Origin of the sequence: Mycobacterium sp. ACS4054, from assembly GCF_001667275.1 — a bacterium.
GTDB lineage: Bacteria > Actinomycetota > Actinomycetes > Mycobacteriales > Mycobacteriaceae > Mycobacterium.
On record NZ_LZHV01000042.1, the window covers coordinates 1 to 18,550 of the forward strand.

Annotated in this window: 16 protein-coding genes and 1 pseudogene; 6 read left to right on the forward strand and 11 right to left on the reverse strand. The window is 69.0% G+C overall.

Translation table 11 applies throughout. The features are described from left to right. Both A5730_RS11120 and A5730_RS11125 read left to right on the forward strand, forming a co-directional pair. Positions 1-172: pseudogene (locus A5730_RS11120) on the forward strand (6-phosphogluconolactonase); the annotation flags it as partial. Between the two features lie 26 nt (positions 173-198). Next, entirely contained in the window at positions 199-597 is a 399-nt protein-coding gene (locus tag A5730_RS11125) for an ATPase (protein WP_067899698.1), read from the forward strand. Between the two features lie 3 nt (positions 598-600). On the opposite strand, the gene A5730_RS11130 is transcribed toward A5730_RS11125, so the two are convergent. From A5730_RS11130 to A5730_RS11180, 11 genes are all read right to left on the reverse strand, one after another. Then, positions 601-1,413 carry a DUF1206 domain-containing protein gene (locus A5730_RS11130; RefSeq protein WP_067899701.1) on the reverse strand — a complete coding sequence of 271 codons (813 nt, stop codon included), beginning with the start codon at positions 1,411-1,413 and terminating at the stop codon, positions 601-603. A 16-nt stretch (positions 1,414-1,429) separates the two neighbouring features. Continuing rightward, positions 1,430-4,237, reverse strand: coding sequence for a phosphoenolpyruvate carboxylase (gene ppc / locus A5730_RS11135; RefSeq protein WP_067899704.1), 2,808 nt, complete (start codon positions 4,235-4,237; stop codon positions 1,430-1,432). 45 nt (positions 4,238-4,282) lie between these two features. After that, positions 4,283-4,516 (reverse strand): preprotein translocase subunit SecG, encoded by a 234-nt coding sequence (secG, locus tag A5730_RS11140; RefSeq protein ID WP_040624202.1) that lies wholly within the window; start codon positions 4,514-4,516, stop codon positions 4,283-4,285. Between the two features lie 50 nt (positions 4,517-4,566). After that, complete coding sequence (locus A5730_RS11145; RefSeq protein ID WP_067899709.1) at positions 4,567-6,006, reverse strand: MFS transporter; 1,440 nt, start codon at positions 6,004-6,006, stop codon at positions 4,567-4,569. After that, complete coding sequence (locus A5730_RS11150) at positions 6,003-6,569, reverse strand: PadR family transcriptional regulator (protein ID WP_067899712.1); 567 nt, start codon at positions 6,567-6,569, stop codon at positions 6,003-6,005. The genes A5730_RS11145 and A5730_RS11150 overlap by 4 nt, the downstream gene beginning before the upstream one ends. A 74-nt stretch (positions 6,570-6,643) precedes the next feature. Beyond that, positions 6,644-7,429, reverse strand: a complete 786-nt coding sequence (gene tpiA, locus A5730_RS11155) for a triose-phosphate isomerase (RefSeq protein WP_067899714.1) — start codon at positions 7,427-7,429, stop codon at positions 6,644-6,646. Then, entirely contained in the window at positions 7,426-8,664 is a 1,239-nt protein-coding gene (pgk, locus tag A5730_RS11160) for a phosphoglycerate kinase (protein ID WP_067899717.1), read from the reverse strand. Before pgk ends, tpiA begins: the two co-directional genes overlap by 4 nt. Before the next feature lie 2 nt (positions 8,665-8,666). Further along, the gene (gene gap, locus A5730_RS11165) at positions 8,667-9,686 is read right to left on the reverse strand and encodes a type I glyceraldehyde-3-phosphate dehydrogenase (protein WP_067899720.1); all 1,020 of its coding nucleotides are present in this window, start codon (positions 9,684-9,686) and stop codon (positions 8,667-8,669) included. 112 nt (positions 9,687-9,798) lie between these two features. Then, complete coding sequence (locus tag A5730_RS11170) at positions 9,799-11,226, reverse strand: NAD(P)/FAD-dependent oxidoreductase (protein ID WP_067899725.1); 1,428 nt, start codon at positions 11,224-11,226, stop codon at positions 9,799-9,801. Beyond that, positions 11,223-12,989, reverse strand: coding sequence for a DUF3556 domain-containing protein (locus tag A5730_RS11175; protein WP_067899729.1), 1,767 nt, complete (start codon positions 12,987-12,989; stop codon positions 11,223-11,225). Before A5730_RS11175 ends, A5730_RS11170 begins: the two co-directional genes overlap by 4 nt. Before the next feature lie 151 nt (positions 12,990-13,140). Next, positions 13,141-13,593 (reverse strand): hypothetical protein, encoded by a 453-nt coding sequence (locus A5730_RS11180; RefSeq protein WP_067899733.1) that lies wholly within the window; start codon positions 13,591-13,593, stop codon positions 13,141-13,143. A gap of 270 nt (positions 13,594-13,863) precedes the next feature. Here A5730_RS11180 and A5730_RS11185 point away from each other — a divergent pair, with 270 nt between their 5' ends. The 4 genes from A5730_RS11185 (at position 13,864) to A5730_RS11200 (ending at position 18,505) form a co-directional block, all read left to right on the forward strand. After that, positions 13,864-14,604: a lysophospholipid acyltransferase family protein gene (locus tag A5730_RS11185; RefSeq protein ID WP_231994674.1), complete on the forward strand. Its 741-nt coding sequence runs from the start codon at positions 13,864-13,866 to the stop codon at positions 14,602-14,604. Positions 14,605-14,619: 15 nt separating this feature from the next. Continuing rightward, positions 14,620-16,227 (forward strand): acyl-CoA ligase FadD12, encoded by a 1,608-nt coding sequence (gene fadD12, locus A5730_RS11190; RefSeq protein ID WP_156745770.1) that lies wholly within the window; start codon positions 14,620-14,622, stop codon positions 16,225-16,227. Next, on the forward strand, positions 16,227-17,498 hold the full coding sequence (locus A5730_RS11195; RefSeq protein WP_067899742.1) for an alpha/beta hydrolase: 1,272 nt from the start codon (positions 16,227-16,229) through the stop codon (positions 17,496-17,498). The genes fadD12 and A5730_RS11195 overlap by 1 nt, the downstream gene beginning before the upstream one ends. 155 nt (positions 17,499-17,653) lie before the next feature. After that, positions 17,654-18,505 carry a DUF559 domain-containing protein gene (locus tag A5730_RS11200; RefSeq protein WP_067899745.1) on the forward strand — a complete coding sequence of 284 codons (852 nt, stop codon included), beginning with the start codon at positions 17,654-17,656 and terminating at the stop codon, positions 18,503-18,505. The last annotated feature ends 45 nt before the right edge of the window (positions 18,506-18,550 follow it).

An 18,550-nucleotide genomic window follows, 5' to 3' on the forward strand; every position in this document is an offset into this window, starting at 1 on the left:
GTTGGTCTGGCTGATGGTGTCCGGCGGTTCGAAGGCCGACGCGGTGGCGGCCGCCATCGGCGGCGCCGCGCCGGTTTCGGTGCCGGCCGCCGGGGCGATCGGCACCGAAACCACGCTCTGGCTGCTCGACGAGGAGGCCGCGGCCAAACTCCCCTCGGGTCAGCGAAGCTAGTTATTAGCCGGTAGGTCCGGGTAATAATGACGGTCATGGCAGACAGAACCGTGCGCGGTGGGCAAGAGCGAAGCCGGATCAAGACCCTCACCCAGGCTGCGTTGAACGCCGACAAGACGGTGGAGCAGGTCGAAGACGTCCTGGACGGCCTCAGCAGGACCATGAAAGAGCTGAACACCTCCCTGTCCAACCTGAACGCCACGGTCGAGCGCATGGAGAGCGGCCTGGATCACCTGGACGGCACCCTGTCCAGCCTGGACGACCTGGCACGGCGACTCATCGTCCTGGTCGAACCGGTGGAGACGATCGTCGGGCGCATCGACGACATGGTGAAGGTCGGCGAGGTGATGATGACGCCGCTGTCCATGACCGAACACGCGGTGCGCGGCGTGGTGGACCGGTTGCGCAACCGCGCGGTGGAATAGCGCCTACATCTTGGTCGACCGGGCCATCACGAAGCTGTACAGCCCGTAGATGATGATCCCCAGCCCGGCGGCGATCAGCAGCGCGGCCCCGAAGTGTTGGGCCCCAAGCGTCTTCAGCGCGCCGTCGAGCCCCGTGGCCTTCTTCGGCTCCGAGCGGCAGGCGGCGACGATCACCAGCGCGCCCGTCAGGGTGATCACGATGCCCTTGCCGATGTAGCCGGCCACGCCGAGCCGCCGCACGAAGTCGCCCGACTTGCCGCGCAGGTCGTCGACGAAGTTGCGGCTGGCGCCCTTGTGGATGTGGTAGCAGCCGACCACGACGATGATCGCGCCGGCCGCGACGAGCGCGAGCGTACCGGCGGTTGTTCCCATCAGCCGGGCGCTGATGCTCGAATTCTGTTGATCAGCGGGCCTTCCCGCGCCGCGGGCGAAGCCGAACGCCGAGTACGCGAACGCGAGGTACACCGCCGCCAGTCCGAGGGCCTTCGCCCGCGAGGACGCATCCGACGACGCGCCCTCCGTCTTGCGGTCGCTCGATCGGCCGAGGACCGTTTCGACGAGCCGCCACAGGCCCATCGCCAAGAGGGCGGCGGTGGCGATCCAGAGCGCCAACGGCCCACCCGGTTTGGCCGCCAACGTCGCCAGGGCGCCGGTCTGATCGGCGGTGCCGCCGTCGCCGCACGCGACCCGGATCGCGAGATAGCCGACGATCAGGTGCAGGACGCCGTTGACGACGTACCCGACGCGGGCGAGCCGTTCGAAGACGCCGTTCTGCGCCAACTCGGCCGCGGTGACCGGTGAGGCGCTGTCCGACATGGCTTACGGATGCCCATCACCCGCTGTTCCGTAACGCGCTGGCCAACCCGTTCATCGTCAGCAGGATGCCGCGCTGCACCAACTCGTCGTCGTCGCCGGAGCGGAAGCGGCGCAGCAACTCCACTTGCAGGTGGTTCAGCGGCTCGAGGTAGGGAAAGCGGTTGAACACCGACCGCGCCAGCGCGGGGTTGTCGGCGAGCAGGTCGTCCTGACCGGTGATGAGCTTGTGCATCGCGATGGTCCGCCGGTGCTCGTCGACGATCTTGTCGAACACCCGATCGCGCAGTTCCTCGTCGGAAACCAGCTGCGCGTACCGGGCCGCCAGCCCGAGGTCGCTCTTGGCCAGCACCTGCGCCATGTTGGACAGCACGCTGCGAAAGAACGGCCAGCGCTCGTACAGGTCGTGCAGGATCGCCACCCGCTCGTCTTCGCTTTCCGGGCCCGCCCCGATCCACTGCTCGAACGCGGTCCCGGTGCCGTACCAGCCGGGCAGCATGACCCGGGACTGGCTCCAGGCCAGCACCCAGGGGATGGCCCGCAGGTCCGAGATCGACGACGTCGGCTTGCGCGATGTCGGGCGGCTGCCGATGTTCAGCGAACCGATCTCGCTGACCGGCGTGGAGGCCATGAAGTAGTCGACGAAACCCGGTGTCTCGTGCACCAATTCGGCGTAGGCCCGCTGCGCCAGGGTGGCCACCTCGTCGAGCACCGCGTAGGCGGGCTCCGCGGCGTCGCCCAGGCCCTCGACGTCGAGCAGCGTCGACTCCAGCGTGGCGGCGACCAGGCTCTCCAGGTTGCGCCGCGCCGCTTGCGGTTCGGCGTACTTGGCGGCGATCACCTCGCCCTGCTCGGTGAGCCGCAGCGAGCCGTTCACCGCGCCCGGCGGCTGCGCCAAAATCGCTTGATAACTCGGCCCGCCGCCGCGGCCGACGGTGCCGCCGCGACCGTGGAAGAGCCGCAACCGAATTCCGGCCGTGCGGGCCACCTCGACCAGGGACAGCTCGGCGCGGTAGACCGCCCAGCTGGAGGCCAGGTAACCGCCGTCCTTGTTCGAGTCGGAGTAGCCCAGCATCACCTCCTGCCGCCCGTCCTGCGCGTCGACGACCGCCCGGTACAGCGGCAGGTCCAGCATCGCCTGCAGGATCGCCGCGCCGTTGTGCAGATCGTCGATCGTCTCGAACAGCGGCGAGATGGCCACCGGGCAATACGGTTCCGCCCTGGAGGCATCCAGCAACCCGCCCTCTTTCAGCAGGATCGCCACCTCCAAGACATCCGACACGGAGCGGCACATGGAGATGACGTAGTTCGGGACGGCGGCCGGGCCGTAGCGCCCGACGGCGTAGGCCGCGGCGTCGACGACCTCGAGCTCCTTGCGGGCCAGCTCGGACAGTTGCCCGCGGTCACCGACCAGCGGGCGGCGGGTGCCCAGTTCGCCCGCCAGCAGGGCGACGCGCTCGTCCTCGGGCAGCGAGGCGTAGTCCGGATGCACCCCGGCCCACGCCAGCAGCTCCCCCACCACCTCCTCGTGGACGTCGGAGTTCTGCCGCATGTCGAGCCCGGATAGGTGAAAGCCGAAGACGCTCACGCCTTCTCGCAGCAGGGCCAGCCGGTCGTCGGCCAGCAGCGCGCTGCCGTGGGCGCGCAGCGAGGAGTCGATGGTGTTTAGATCCGCCTGCAGCTCGCCCGGGGCGGAATACGGTGGCAGGCCGAGGTCGAGCTCGTGCTGCGGTTGGCGGTCCAGGATCTCGGCGGCCGTGGCGGTGAGCCGGGCGCGGATCACCCGTACCGCCCGCCGGTACGGCTCGTCGGCGCGGACCTTCTCCTGGCAACCCTCCGCCAGTTCGGCCAGCCCGGGGGTGACCGGCACGAGGCGCGCCGACATCGACAGATCCTGCTCGAGGGCGGTGAGCTCGGCCAGGTAGTGCGACAGCGCGGTGAACGCAGCGCTGCCGGTGGCCTGGCGCACCACGTCGCCCGTCACGTTCGGGTTGCCGTCGCGGTCGCCGCCGATCCAGGAACCGGGCGCCACGATCGGGGCGGCGAGCAGGTCGGTTTCGGGCCAGCGCGCCCGCAACGCGTCGCGCACCTCGGCGTTGACCTGCGGGATGACCTGGAAGAACGCGGCGGCGTAGTACCGCAGCCCCACCTCGATCTCGTCGGTGATCTGCAGCCGGGACAACCGGATCAGCGCGGTCTGCCACAGCGTGAGCACCTGGCGGCGCAGCTCGCGCTCGATGTTGCGGCCGTCGTCGGTTTCGGTGTGCCCTTCGGCGTGCAACCGCATCAGGGTGGTGATCCGGTGCTGGGTGACGAAGACGGTCCGCCGCCGGGTTTCGGTGGGGTGCGCGGTGATCACCGGGGAGATCAGCGCGCCGCGCAGCGCCTCGGCGACGGTGGCCGAATCGAGTTCGGCGCCATCGAGTTTCGCGTAGGTCGCGGCCAGGCTGCTGTCCTGCGGGGGCTCGCCGGCACCGACGTGGATGGCGCGGCGGCGCTCCCGGTGGATGTCCTCGGCCACGTTGGCCAGCAACGCGAAGTGGCTGAACGCGCGGATGACCGGGATCGCCCGGTGAATGTCGATGCCGTCGAACATGCGCGCCAGCTCGGCGCGGTCGATCTCCGAGCGGCGCACCCGAAACGATTCCACCCGGGCGCGTTCCACGAGGTCGAAGACCTCGTCGCCGTTCTGCTCGCGGACGGTGTCGCCGAGGATGGCGCCCAACAACCGGATGTCGGCGCGCATCGGCTCGGTCGCCTCGCGACCGACCAGCGTCCGTTGCACGGCGCCGATCGGTTCCAGCGCGATGTCGGAAACGTCAACCATGAAACCCAGTATCGGTGCGGATCACGCGGTCCGCCCGCCGACGGGTCACCGGTACTTGATCAGCAGGGCCACCCCGATGATGGAGACCAGCCAGATGCCGGTGATGAACAGCGTCAACCGGTCCAGGTTCTTCTCCACCACCGTCGAGCCGGAGAGGCTGGACTGCACACCGCCACCGAACAGCGTCGACAGGCCGCCACCCTTGGCGCGGTGCAGCAGCACCAGCAGGACCACCAGCACGCTGGTGACCACGAGGGTGATCTGCAGGGCCAACTCCATGACGTGCAAGCCTACCGGTTGGCGCGCCGCCGGCCGTAACCGACGCCCGGCTAGCGGCCCCAAGTCCGCCGCGGCAGCGCGAAGACCAGCGCGAAGGCCGCGACGCCGAGGCCGGCGCTGGCGGCCATCGCCAGCGTCGCGCTGTGCGCGAAGGCCGCCGCCAGTGCCGCCGGGCCGGGCCGGTCGACATGCAGCGTGCCGAACAGCACGGTGCCGATGATCGCGATCCCGATCGCGCTACCGATCCGCTGCGCGGTGCCGATCACACCGCTGGCCGCGCCGGCATCTTCCGCGTCGACGGTCGCGACGATGAAGTCGACGTTGGGCGCGATGAACAAGCCGCTGCCCACGCCGGCGATCAGGAGCGGGGCGGCCAGTTGCCAACCGCTGTACGCGGTGTACGGCGTCACGGCGAGCACCACCCAGATCGCGGTGATGCCGACGGCCACCATCCCCAACCCCACCACCAGCACGGTCCGGCCGAAGCGTGCCGCCAGGGTGTCGCTTTGTGAGGCGCCGCCGACCAACCCGACCGCGAACGGGGTCACCAACAGACCGGATTGCAGCGCGGTGTGGCCAAGCCCCGCCTGCCACAACAGCGCGATGGTGAAGAAGATGCTGGTGAACGCCGCGAAGTACACCAGCGCGAGCAGCACGCCGCCGGTGAAGGACGCGTGCGCGAACAGTCGCGGCGGCACCAGCGGGTTGCCCCCACTCGCCTCGACGTGGCGCTCCCACCGGGCGAACACCGCGAGCAACGCCGCGGCGCCGGCCATCGAGGCGTACGTCCACAGCGGCCAGCCGTCTTGCTGGCCCTGGATCAACGGGACCAGCAACGCGACCAGCGCCGCGGACAGCAGGATCAGGCCGGCCCAGTCGGCCGACGTCGCCGCGCGTTCGCTTCCCGCCGGCAGGAGGATGGCCGCGGCGACGACCGCGAGCACGCCCAGCGGCACGTTGACGTCGAACACCAACCGCCACCCCGGGTCCGGCCCGAAGGCCTGGATGATCAGCCCCCCGACCAGCGGGCCGAGCGCCACGGAGAAACCGATGGTCGACCCCATGATCGCCAGGGCCCGCGCCCGTTTGCGGTCGGTGAACATCAGCTGGATCAACGCGGTGACCGACGTGAAGAAGATGCCACCGCCGAGTCCCTGAACGGCCCGCGCACAGACCAGGCCGGTCTGGCCGTGCGCCAGTCCGCACGCCAGGCTCGCGGCGGTGAACAACGACAGGCCCACGACGAAGACCCATTTGTGCCCGAACCGGTCCCCCACCCTGCCGGCGGGGATCAGAGCCAACCCGAAAGCCAGCGCATAGCCCGAAACTATCCACGACAGCGTGGCGTTCGACGCCGCCAGGCCGGTGCGAATGGCCGGGAGGGCGACGTTGACGATGGTGGTATCCAGCAATGCCATGAAGGCGCCGACCAGCAGCACCGCCAGGGCGAACCAGTTGCGGCGTTGCGTACCAATGGTTTTCGTGGTCATTCTTGCTCCCCTCCCGCGCGCTGACTGGTGACTATCGCGGGCAGTGCCGCGGAAAGCTCTTCATGCCAACCGATTTCGGCGCGCAGCCGGTCGGCCCGGTGCTTCATGACCAGCTTCTCGGCCACGGTGAGGTAGCGGTCGATCGCGGCGGCATGGGCTTCCCACTCGGTGAGCATGGCGTTCAGCGACGTGATCCGGGCCGCGATCGTCGCCGGCAGGTCACCGAGGTGGTCGGGCTGCAACCGGGTGATCGCCAGGTCGAACGGGTCCGGTTTGATGACGATCTCGCGGAGGGCGCGCAGCCGCAGACCGCCCAGGGCCTCGCGGCCGGCATCGGTGATCGCCCAGATCTGCCGTTGCGGATACGCGCCGGACCGCTCGATGCGAACCTCCTCGATGAGGTCCTCGGCGGCCAGCCGCTTGATCGCCCCGTACAGGGCGCCGACGGTGATGTCCGTCCACAGGGCAACGTGCTCTTCCTCGGCGAGCAGGCGGAGCTGGTGTCCGTGCATCGGGCCACGCTCCTCGAGACCCGCCAGGATGAAGATCCGTATCGATGACACGCAACTACTCTCGCACGAGTACTCGCCCGTAGTCCAGCGGCAATGCAGACCCAGCAGGGTTCAGCCGGCCCGGCCTATGGCAGGGGACCACCGGCGGCGATCGCCGCCAGCGTCGCGAACTGCTCGCCGTCGAGGGACGCGCCGCCGACCAGTGCCCCGTCGATGTCGTCGCGGGCAATCAGGTCGCCGATGTTCTTGGCGTTCACCGAGCCGCCGTAGAGCACCCGCACGGTGTCGGCCACCCCCGGCGACGCGAGGGAGGCCAACCCGTTGCGGATCGCCGCGCACACCTCCTGGGCGTCGGCGGCGCTGGCCACCCGCCCCGTGCCGATGGCCCACACCGGCTCGTAGGCGACGACGACCTTGCCGATCTGCTCGGCCGATAGCCCGGCCAGGGAGCCGCGCAGCTGCTCCTCGCAGTGCGCGACGTGGCCGCCGGCCTCGCGGACGTCCAGGTGTTCGCCGATGCAGACGATCGGGGTCAGTTCGTGCTTGAGCGCCGCGGCGGCCTTGGCCGCCACCAGCGCGTCGTCCTCGCCGTGGTAAGTGCGCCGCTCGGAGTGCCCGACCACGACGAAGGTGCAGCCCAGCTTGGCGAGGAAGGCGCCGCTGACGTCACCGGTATAGGCGCCCGAGTCGTGCTGGGACAGGTCCTGGCCGCCGTAGGTCAGCCGCAACTTGTCGCCGTCGACCAGGGTCTGCACGCTGCGCAGGTCCGTGAAGGGCGGCAGGACGGTGACGTCGACCTTGTCGTAGTACTTGTCCGGCAGCGCGAACGCGATCTTCTGCACCAGCGCGATCGCCTCGAAGTGATTGAGGTTCATCTTCCAGTTGCCGGCGATCAGCGGCTTGCGGCTCACGCGTCTCCTCCACTTGGTTGCGGCTCCCCGAGCACCTCGATGCCCGGCAGCGTCTTGCCCTCCAGGTATTCCAGGGACGCGCCACCGCCGGTCGAGATGTGCGAGAAATCGGCCTCCGGGATGCCCAGGGCGCGCACCGCGGCGGCCGAGTCGCCGCCGCCCACCACGCTGAACGCGCCCATCACGGTGGCCGCGGCGATGGCCTCGGCGACCCCCCGGGTGCCCGTGGCGAACGCCGGGAACTCGAACACGCCCATGGGGCCGTTCCAGAACACCGTGCGGGCGTTGGACAGCAGGGCCGCGAAGCGCTTCACCGATTCCGGCCCGATGTCCAGCCCGATCACGTCGTCACCGATGGCGTCGGCGGCCACCGTCTGCGGCGGCGAGTCCGCCGCGAACCGCTCGGCCACCACCACGTCCCTGGGCAGCCGCAGCACGTCGACGTAGGTGTCCAGCAGCCGGCGGCAGGTGTCCACCATCTCTTCTTCGAGCAGCGACTTACCCACCGAAAACCCTTGTGCGGCAAGGAATGTGAAGCACATGCCGCCGCCGATCACGATGCTGTCGGCCTTGGTCGCCAACGATTCGATGACGCCGAGCTTGTCGGACACCTTCGACCCGCCGAGCACGACGGCGTACGGCCGCTCGGTGGAGCTGGTCAGCTGCTCCAACACCGCGATCTCCTCGGCCACCAGGGTGCCGGCGTAGTGCGGCAGCAGCGTGGCGACGTCGTACACCGAGGCCTGCTTGCGATGCACCACCCCGAAGCCGTCGGAGACGAAAGCCCCTCCGGGCGAGACCAATTCGGCGAGCTCGCGGGCGAGCGCGAGCCGCTCCCCGTCGTCCTTGCTGGTCTCGCGGGGATCGAAGCGGATGTTCTCCAGCAGCAGCACGTCGCCGTCCGTCAGCCCCTCGGCCCGGGCCAGCGCGTCACCACCCACGACGTCACCGGCCAACTGCACGTGCCGGCCGAGGTGCTCGCCGAGCGCGGCGGCGACCGGCGCCAGCGACAGCTTCGGGTCGGGGCCGCCCTTCGGGCGACCGAGGTGCGCGGCGACCACGACCTTGGCGCCGGCGTCGACAAGCGCCTGCAGCGTCGGCACCGACGCGGTGATCCGACCCGGGTCGGTGATGGCGCCCTCCTCATCGAGCGGCACGTTCAGGTCGGAGCGCACCAGCACGCCGCGACCCGAGACGCCTTCGGCGAGAAGGTCTTTCAGGTTCGGAATGCCCACGACTACAGCGACTTGCCGACCAGCGCGACGAGGTCGATGAGGCGGTTGGAGTAGCCCCATTCGTTGTCGTACCAGGACACCACCTTGGCCTGGTTGTCGATCACCTTGGTCAGCCCGGAGTCGAAGATCGAGCTGTGTGGATCGGTGACGATGTCGCTGGAGACGATCGGCGCGTCGTAGTACTTCAGGATGCCCTTCAACCGGCCCTCGGCGGCGGCCTTGAACGCCGCGTTGATCTCGTCGGCGCTGGCCGACTTGGCCAGTTCGACGGTCAGGTCGGTGACCGAACCGGTGGGGATCGGCACCCGCAACGCGTAACCGTCGAGCTTGCCTTTCAGCTCGGGCATCACCAGCCCGATCGCCTTGGCGGCGCCGGTGGAGGTCGGCACGATGTTCAGCGCGGCCGCGCGGGCGCGACGCAGGTCCTTGTGCGGGCCGTCCTGCAGGTTCTGGTCCTGGGTGTAGGCGTGGATCGTGGTCATCAGCCCCTTGACGATCCCGAACTCGTCCTGGAGCACCCGGGTGACCGGCGCCAGGCAGTTCGTGGTGCACGACGCGTTGGAGATGATGTTCTGGCTGCCGTCGTACTTGTCGTCGTTGACGCCGAGCACGATGGTGATGTCCTCGTCGGTGGCGGGCGCGGAGATGATCACCTTCTTGGCGCCGGCGTCCAGGTGGCCCCTGGCCTTGGCCGCGTTGGTGAAGATGCCGGTGGACTCGACGACGACGTCGACGCCGAGGTCGCCCCAGGGCAGCGCCGCCGGGCCTTCCTTCACCTCGAGCGCCTTGATCTTCTTGCTGCCCACGACGATGGTGTCGTCCCCCTCGAGGCTGACGTCATACGGCAGGCGGCCCAGAATGGAGTCGAATTTCAGCAGGTGCGCCAGGGTGGCGTTGTCGGTGAGGTCGTTGACCGCGATCACCTCGATATCAGCGGTGCCCTGCTCCTGTTGAGCCAGTAAGGCCCGGTAGAAGTTCCGCCCGATTCGACCGAAGCCGTTGATGCCTACTCGGACCGTCACTTGTCTCTCCCTGTCTTGTGATGTCTCTAGAGTCCGCTGATTACGCGCTCGCGATCAGCCTAGATGAGTAACATGCACGGTCGCCGCCCCGGTTCCCGCGGCGAATGTGACGTCAGCCGCGGCGCGGTTTCTTCAGCCACTTCAGCGCCGACTCGGCGGCGTGGTAGCCGCACAGCCCGTGGATGCCGGCCCCCGGCGGCGTCGACTGGGAACACAGGTAGACGCCCGGGACGCCCGTCGCGTAGGGATCGACCGCGATCCGGGGCCGGAAGATGACCTGCAGCCCGTCGTTGGCGCCGCCGATGATGTCACCGCCGATGAAGTTGGCGTTGTACGCCTGCAGTTCGGCGGTCGACTTGCTGACCGTCGCCAGCACGCGCTCGGAGAAGCCGGGCGCGAACCGCTCGATCTGGCCGACGACGGCGGCGGTGGCGTCGCCGTCGTAGCCGAACGGCACGTGGGCGTACGCCCAGATCGGGTTGACGTTGCCGGCCGAGCGCGACGGGTCGGCCAGGTATTGCTGGCCGAGGAGCACGAAGGGCCGGTCGGCCATCTTGCCCTGCGCGCGTTGGCGTTCGGTGTCGGCCATCTCGGCGAAGGTGCCGCCGAGGTGCACGGTGCCGGCCCGCGCGCAGTCGGGGTTCGTCCACGGGATGTCGCCCTCGATCGCGAAGTCGACCTTGAACGCCGAGGAGCCCTCGCGGTAGCGCCGGTACGACCGCCGGATCCGGCCCGGCATCGCGTCGCCGTAGAGGGCGAGCGCGGCGGCCGGGCTGAGGTCGAGCATGACGATGTCCGCGTCCGGGACGTCTTTGCGGCTGGTGACCGTCACCCCGGTGGCCACCGAGCCGCCGTGCTCCTTCAGCGCGGCGGCCAGCGCCCGGCTGATGGACCCGGACCCCCCTTGCGCGACGGGCCAGCCGTAGCGGTGCCCGCTGGCCAGGATCATCAGCCCGAGGGAAGCGGTGAGCGGGCGGTCCAGCCGCGTGTAGACGTGCGCGGCGGCGCCGCCGAACAACGCGCGGACCGGCTCGGTGCGAAACCAGCGGGCCATCGTGGTGGCCGGCAGCAGCGCCCGGGGCCCGAAGGCGGCCAGCCGAATCGGGTGGCGCGGGATGCCCAGCACCGGACCGAGCAGGTCCTCGGCCAGCTCGTCGAACCCCGCCGCCAGGTCCCCGATCGCCCGCCGCCAGCGGGCGGCGTCCGGGCCCATGCGGGCCACCGTCTCGTCGATCGACCGGTAGAGCACGCCGGCGCTGCCGTCGTCAAGCGGGTGCGCGCAGTCGACCTCCGGCCAATTCCACCGCAGCCCGTGCCGCTGCAGGTCGATCTCCTTCCACAACGGCGAGCCGACGCCCAGCGGGTGAAACGCCGAGCAGTGGTCGTGGATCACCCCGGGCAGCGTCAATTCGCCGGAGCGGGCTCCCCCGCCGACGGTGTCGCGCGCCTCGAGCACCTGGACGTCGACGCCGTTGCGGGCGAGCTGGATCGCCGCGGCCAGGCCGTTGGGGCCGGCGCCGACGACCACCGCCTTTGTCACGACTCTCCGTGCACGACGGGTTGCGTGGTGAGGTGGACCGGAAACTCGTCGCCCGGCTCGGGCCACGGCTGGCGCGACGCCATGTCCTCGATGGTGACGTAGCCCGCCTCGATCAAGCCGGTCTTGGCATCGAGGATGCGGTACCACTGCTTTTGGATGTGAATCGGTTGGCCCTCCAGGACGATGACGCGAAGGTCGCCGTCTTTGAGATTGCAGCGCCGCTGTACCGCCTCAAGCAGCTGCTCGTTGTGCAGGTGGCCTTCACCAAAGTTCCACCCGACGAGGGGTCCGGCGACGACCTCGCCTTCGCGCACCTTGTAGTCGGCCTCGTTGGCCCCTCCCCCCAACGCCCGCGGCAACAGGCCGTTGAGCGCCCGGCCGTGAATATGCATCGCGCGGAACGCCGCCACCTTGTCCGCCATGACTTCTGCGGTCTCGGGGTCGTAAAGCCGGGCCAGCTGGTTGACGACGAGGGCAGAGCTCTTGACGACCTCGGCGTCGACCTTTTCCTCCACGCCCGGCCCGAAGCACCACAGGCTGGTGGCCCAGTTACCGGCGTAGTAGCGCATCGCGGGTAGGAACGAAATCTTCTCGGGGAACATGTTTCCCACGATCACGATGACCACCACGATGGCCAGCAGGGCGAGCAGCAGCGGCGACCGCAGGTCGGTGGCGCGGATCCCGCCGTAGTGCCCGAACAGATAGAACAGCGAGAAGATGAAGAACACGTTCCACTCCAACGGAACCCCCATCGGGAGGTTGGAAATGATGTTGAGGTGGAAGATCACCATGAACCCGATCAGGAACCACCGCCACGGTTGATCGCCGGCGACGAACACCAGAACCGTCGGGACGATGAATTCCGCAGTGGTGCCCCCGACGTGGGCCATCAGTTTCGGCAACACGGTCGGCCGCAGGTCGTTGACGTGGTCCCGGTAGAGCAGGTGCTTGATCGGGGTGAACAGTTTGGGCCGCAGCAGTGCGTTGTTGCTCGTCATCACGGCCACGACATACGGGAAATGGTGGTTGAGCTTGGACGTCGCCGCGCCCCACCACAACAACAGCATGATGAGCTTGTAGGCCGCGATCTGGTCGGTGAACGGGAAGAAGAACACAAACAGCTTGAGCCAGTAGTGCTCGCCGCGCGCGGCCAGGAAAATGGTCTTGTCGCGCAGACCCAGCAGGGCCAGCGCGAAGATCGTCGGGATGACGCGGACGGGGTCGATCAGGCCAACGTCGCCGGCCGCGGTGACCGGCCCGCCCTGGCCGGGCGACAGCAGCGCCCACACCCCGCCGGCCAAAACGATTGCGTACAGCGCGACGTCGACGACGGTGCGGTTGTCACCGGCGGTGAACGGCACCTTTGTCGGCCACGCCGGCAGCCGAATCGTGTTGGGCCGCAGCCAGTACAAGATCCCGCCGATGGGCGGCATGAACCGTCCGGTCAGCGGGCCGGACCCACAACCCAGGCCCAGCACCTCGAACAACAGCGTGTAGACGATGACCTTCTGGTAGACGATCGGCTGCGTCCACCAGTCGGCGATGCGGCCGAGCCCGCCGAGGCCCGGGGTCAGCGAGATGATCGCGGCGGCGACGGCGATGTACAGGGCGATCTTGATCAGGTACAGCAGATACACGGCATACGGTGTCCCGAAGCCGTGCTCCGCCCAGTGCCGCGTCACGACCTGCAGCCGGGTGGCCCGGGGCAGAGTGGGCCACGTCTGGCGATCGACGTCGGGAAGCTCCGGGGTCATGAATCCCATGGGCGGCCTCGTTCGGTGTCGGAAGAAACCAGTTCGACCCTCAAATGTATCGGCACCGCGATCCAGTGTCACCGATTCCGCGCCACCCGGCTCCCCGCCGGTGGTATCGGCGACGAAAACCGTTGTGATTCAGGCGAATACGAGGGCGCTGCTAGCGAGCCGTGGGGCGCGGCCGCGCGGAATGGGCGGGCGGCTCGCCGGGGGCCCGGCGGGCGAATCGGCGACGCAGGTTCTCCAGCATCGCGTCGAGATTGTCCCGATCCTGTTCCTCGATTCGCGCCATGCGCCGAAGGTTGCAGACGGCATCGGCGTCACCGGCGACTTGCGCGGACGCGATCGCCTTCTGATAGTCGTCGATCCGCTGTTCGATGAGCCCGCGATTCTGGGAGAGCAGCCGGACGAAGTAGTCCGCCTGGCGCTGATCCGCCGCGTCCGCCCCGGCCGCGTCGACGTCGACGGCGGGCGCGGGCGGCTGGCTCGCCTGGGCCGGTTCGGACCGGACCACGCTGGCGTGCAGCCGGCGGGCGCGCCGGTCACGAGGCGCGATTTTGCGTGCGGGGCCCGATCGGGCGCTCAGCTCGGGGGACAAACCGGCAACGTCCATCGGGTTCCCCGCTTCTCGATATCTCACTGAGGGCGTCGTAACAATAGCGCCCGCACCGGGGCGACACCATATCAATGGACGCGATCGATGGACGCGGAAAGAAATAAGCACCATGACGGCGGCCGCGCAGCGCTCGCTACCATCAACTCGGCGCGGCCTTGAAAACCTCGAGCGGCCTCGCGGGAGCGTCAAGGGAGGAACGTGACCGACAACGATCACCGCGACGGCGGCGACATCGGCAAATTCGACCCCGTCCTGACCCAGCGCCTGATGGGCGTGATGCGCCCGGCGCTGAAGGTCTACTTCCGGTCCGAGGTGCACGGCCTGGGTTCGTTCCCGCCGGGCGGGGCGCTGGTCGTCGGCAATCACTCCGGCGGCATGTTCCCAATGGACGTCCCGATCTTCACCGTGCACTTCTATGAAAAGTTCGGCTACGACCGGCCCGTGTACACGCTGAGCCACGACATCCTGATGACCGGCCCCACCGGGGACTTCTTCCGGCGCACCGGGTACATCCGGGCGAACCGGGAGAACGCGGCCCAGGCCCTGCGGTCCGGCGGGGTGGTGATCGTCTTCCCCGGCGGCGACTACGACGCGTACCGGCCGACGCTGTCGGAGAACGTCATCGACTTCGACGGCCGCAAGGGATACGTCAGGACGGCGATCGAGGCCGGCGTCCCCATCGTGCCCGCGGTGTCCATCGGCGGGCAGGAGACGCAGCTCTACCTGTCGCGCGGGACCTGGCTGGCCGAGCGGCTGGGGGTGAAGCGCCTGCTGCGCAGCGCCATCCTGCCGCTGTCGTTCGGCTTCCCCTTCGGGTTCAGCGCCGTGATTCCGCCCAACCTGCCGCTGCCCACCAAGATCGTCACGCAGGTGCTGAAGCCGATCGACATCGCCGCGCAATTCGGCGACGACCCCGACGTCGACGAGGTCGACGAGCATGTCCGATCGGTGATGCAGCAGGCCCTCAAGGAGCTGGCCGCCAAGCGACGCTTCCCGATCCTGGGCTGAGCCGTGGCCTCCCCGTTGAATCAAGCCTTCGGCGTCATCACCACCCTGCGGCGCGCGGGCATGATCGCGCCGATGCGGCCCGACCGCTACCTGAAGATCGCCGCGGCCATGCGCCGCGAGGGCATGGGGATGACCGTCGGTTTCGCCAGTGCGGCGCAACGCTGCCCGGACCGGCCCGGCCTGATCGACGAACTGGGCACGCTGACCTGGCGCCAGCTCGACGAGCGGATCAACGCGCTCGCCGCGGCGCTGCAGAAACTGCCCGCCGGCCGGCCCCGGGTCGTCGGGATCATGTGCCGCAACCACCGCGGCTTCGTCGAGGCGGTGGTGGCCACCAACCGGATCGGGTCCGACGTGGTGTTGCTCAACACGTCATTCGCCGGACCGGCGCTCGCCGAGGTCGTAAACCGCGAGGGTGTGGACGCCGTCATCTACGACGAGGAGTTCACCGAGACCGTGGACCGCGCGCTGGCCGACAAACCCGAGGCCACCCGCATCGTGGCCTGGACCGACGGGCAGCACGAGCTCACCGTCGAGCGGCTGATCGCCGCGCACAGCGGCCAGCAGCCCGAGCGCGCCGGGCGCAAAGGCAGGATGATCCTGCTGACCTCCGGCACCACCGGAACGCCCAAGGGCGCCAACCAAACTGGCGGCAACGCGGGCATCGGCACGCTCAAGGCCATCCTGGACCGCACGCCGTGGCGGGCCGAGGAGACGGTTGTGGTCGTGGCGCCGATGTTCCACGCCTGGGGTTTCTCGCAGTTGATCTTCGCGGCGTCGATGGCGTGCACGGTGGTCACCCGGCGCAAGTTCGATCCGGAGGCGACGCTGGACCTCATCGACCGGCACCGGGCGACCGGCCTGGCGGTGGTGCCGGTGATGTTCGACCGCATCATGGAGTTGCCGCCCGAGGTGCGCAAGCGGTACAGCTGCAAGACATTGCGATTCGCGGCGGCATCCGGCTCGCGCATGCGGCCCGACGTCGTCACCGCGTTCATGGACGAATTCGGCGACGTGATCTACAACAACTACAACGCCACCGAGGCCGGCATGATCGCCACCGCCACCCCGGAGGATCTGCGGGCGGCGCCCGACACCGCGGGCCGGCCGGCGGGCGGGACCGAAATCCGCATCCTCGATCCGGATTTCAACGAATTGCCCACCGGTGAGGTCGGCACCATCTACGTCCGCAACGACACCCAGTTCGAGGGTTACACCTCGGGCTCCACCAAGGACTTTCACGCCGGCTTCATGTCGTCGGGCGACGTCGGCTATCTGGACGAGGCCGGCCGGTTGTTCGTGGTCGGGCGCGACGACGAGATGATCGTCTCCGGCGGGGAGAACGTCTACCCGATCGAGGTGGAGAAGACACTGGCGGCGCACGACGACGTGGCCGAGGCGGCGGTGATCGGCGTCGACGACGAGCAGTACGGCCAGCGCCTGGCGGCGTTCGTGGTGCTGAGCCCGGGCGCCCAGGCCACGGTCGAGACCCTCAAGCAACACGTCCGGGACAACCTGGCCAACTACAAGGTCCCCCGCGAAATCGCCATCCTCGACGAACTTCCCCGCAGCAGCACCGGAAAGATCGTGCGCAGCGACCTGCAGTCCCGGGTAACCGGCTGATGCGCCGCCTTTCGCAACTGCGGCGTCCCCGGCCGCTGGCGCGCGCCGCCCTGGAATTGGCCAACGCCGCCAACGGATTACGTCCGCTGGCCCGCAAGGGCTATAGCACCGTGCTCGTCTTCTGGTTCGGCTGGCCGACCTCGGAGGTGCCGGGCGTTTACTTCTCCGTCTCGCTGGTGGACGCGCTGCGGCGCTGGCGGCGCGGCCATTTCGAGGGGCGGCGCGGCAAGGCGGCGCTGGCGCTGACCGCCGCGTCGTGGGCGATCCTGGGGGTGATCCGCTACCGCGCCGTCACCACCCCCGGGCCGGTGCTGGAGGCGGGGCTGCGCGAGCAACTCGGACACGACTACGAGGAGGCCCTGGGCAAGCTGCCGCACACCAAGCCCACCCGCAGCGGGCGGCGCAGCCTGCCGCTGGGCAACACCGTGGCGCGTCGGCGCTACGTCGAGAAGACCAACGTGGTGTCCTACGGCCCCAACGGCCGCGCCAACCTCGCCGACATCTGGCGCCGCCGCGACCTGCCGCGCGACGCGAAGGCGCCGGTGCTGCTGCAGGTGCCGGGCGGCGCCTGGATGATCGGGATGCGCCGGCCGCAGGCCTACCCGCTGATGAGCCACTTGGCCGCGCGCGGCTGGGTGTGTGTGTCGATCGGCTATCGGGTCTCCCCCCGCCACACCTGGCCGGATCACATCGTCGACGTCAAACGGGCGCTGGCGTGGGTCAAGGAGAACATCGCCGACTACGGCGGCGACCCCGACTTCGTCGCGGTCACCGGCGGCTCCGCGGGCGGGCACCTGTGCGCGCTGGCGGCGCTGACCCCGAACGATCCGAAGTTCCAACCGGGCTTCGAGGAAGCCGACACGTCGGTGGTGGCCGCGGTCCCGATCTACGGCCGCTACGACTGGTTCTCCACCGAGGGCGAGGGCCGGCCCGAGTTCGTCTCGTTGCTCGAAAAGTTCGTCGTCAAGCGGCCATTCGACGAACACCGCGACGTCTACGTCGACGCGTCACCGATCCGGCGGCTACACGCCGACGCGCCGCCCTTCTTCGTGTTGCACGGCAGCGACGATTCGCTCATCCCCGTCGGCGAGGCCAAGGAGTTCATCGAGGAACTGCGCGCGGTGTCGAAATCCCCGGTCGCCTACGCCGAATTGCCCAGCGCACAACACGCTTTCGACATCTTCAGCTCACCCCGCGCGCATCGGTCGGCGGAGGCCGTCGCGCGCTTCCTGTCCTGGGTGTACGCGACCAACCCGCCCGAGCGCGACTAAGTGCGGCTCGTCCTCCTTGCGCCTCCCCTTTGGCCCGAGCGTCACACTAGCGTGGCTCGGGGCCGCGAGCGTCACGTTAGCGTGACGCACCGGGGGTGTGGATAGTCGCGCCGCACTGAGCTGACGTTCGAGGCGGTTTGTGGGACGCTGCCGCGATGGCGGAGCCATTCATCGGCAGTGAGGCGGTCGCGGCCGGAGCGCTCGTCAAGAGCGCGTTGCGAACGCGCTATCGGAAGCTGTTCCGCGACGTGTATGTCGATCCCGGTGCCGAGCTCACCCCGCTGATGCGAGCCCGCGCGGCATGGCTGTGGTCGCGTCGGCGAGGCGTTGTCGCGGGGTTGTCGGCGGCCGCCGTTCATGGTGCGCACTGGGTGGACCCAGCGGCACCGCTGGAAGTTCTGCACAGCAACAGAAACCCGTTGCCGGGATTACGGGTTCACAGTGACCGCTTCGACGACGACGAAGTCGTCCTCATCGATGGTGTTCCGGTGACGACGCCGGCCCGTACGGGTGTCGACCTGGGATGCTGGCATCCGATAAACGATGCGGTGGCCGCGCTCGACGACCTGCTTCGCGCGACCGACTGCAAGGTGTCCGAGGTTCAGTTGCTCGCCGAACGGTATCCGGGCCGCCGCGGCATCCAGTCGGCGCGTGACGCAATCGGTCTCGCGGATGCGGGGGCACAGTCGCCGAAGGAAACGTGGTTGCGCCTGGCGCTGATCCGGGCCGGGCTGCCCCGACCGCAAACGCAGATCCCGGTCAGCGACGAATTCGGTGACCTGACTTACTACCTCGACATGGGTTGGGAGGAACTCAAAGTCGCGGCTGAGTATGACGGTGAGCAGCATCGTCGGGATCGCTGGCAGTACACGTGGGACATCAGGCGGCTTGAAACGCTCGAGCGCCTGGGCTGGATCGTCATTCGAGTGGTGGTGGGCGACCGCCCCGGCGACATCGTCAGCCGGGTGAGGGCCGCCCTGGCCAGGCGGGCAGTCACGCTAGCGTGACGCTCGCCTGCGGCGGTCACGCTGGCGTGGCGCTCGCGTCAGGGG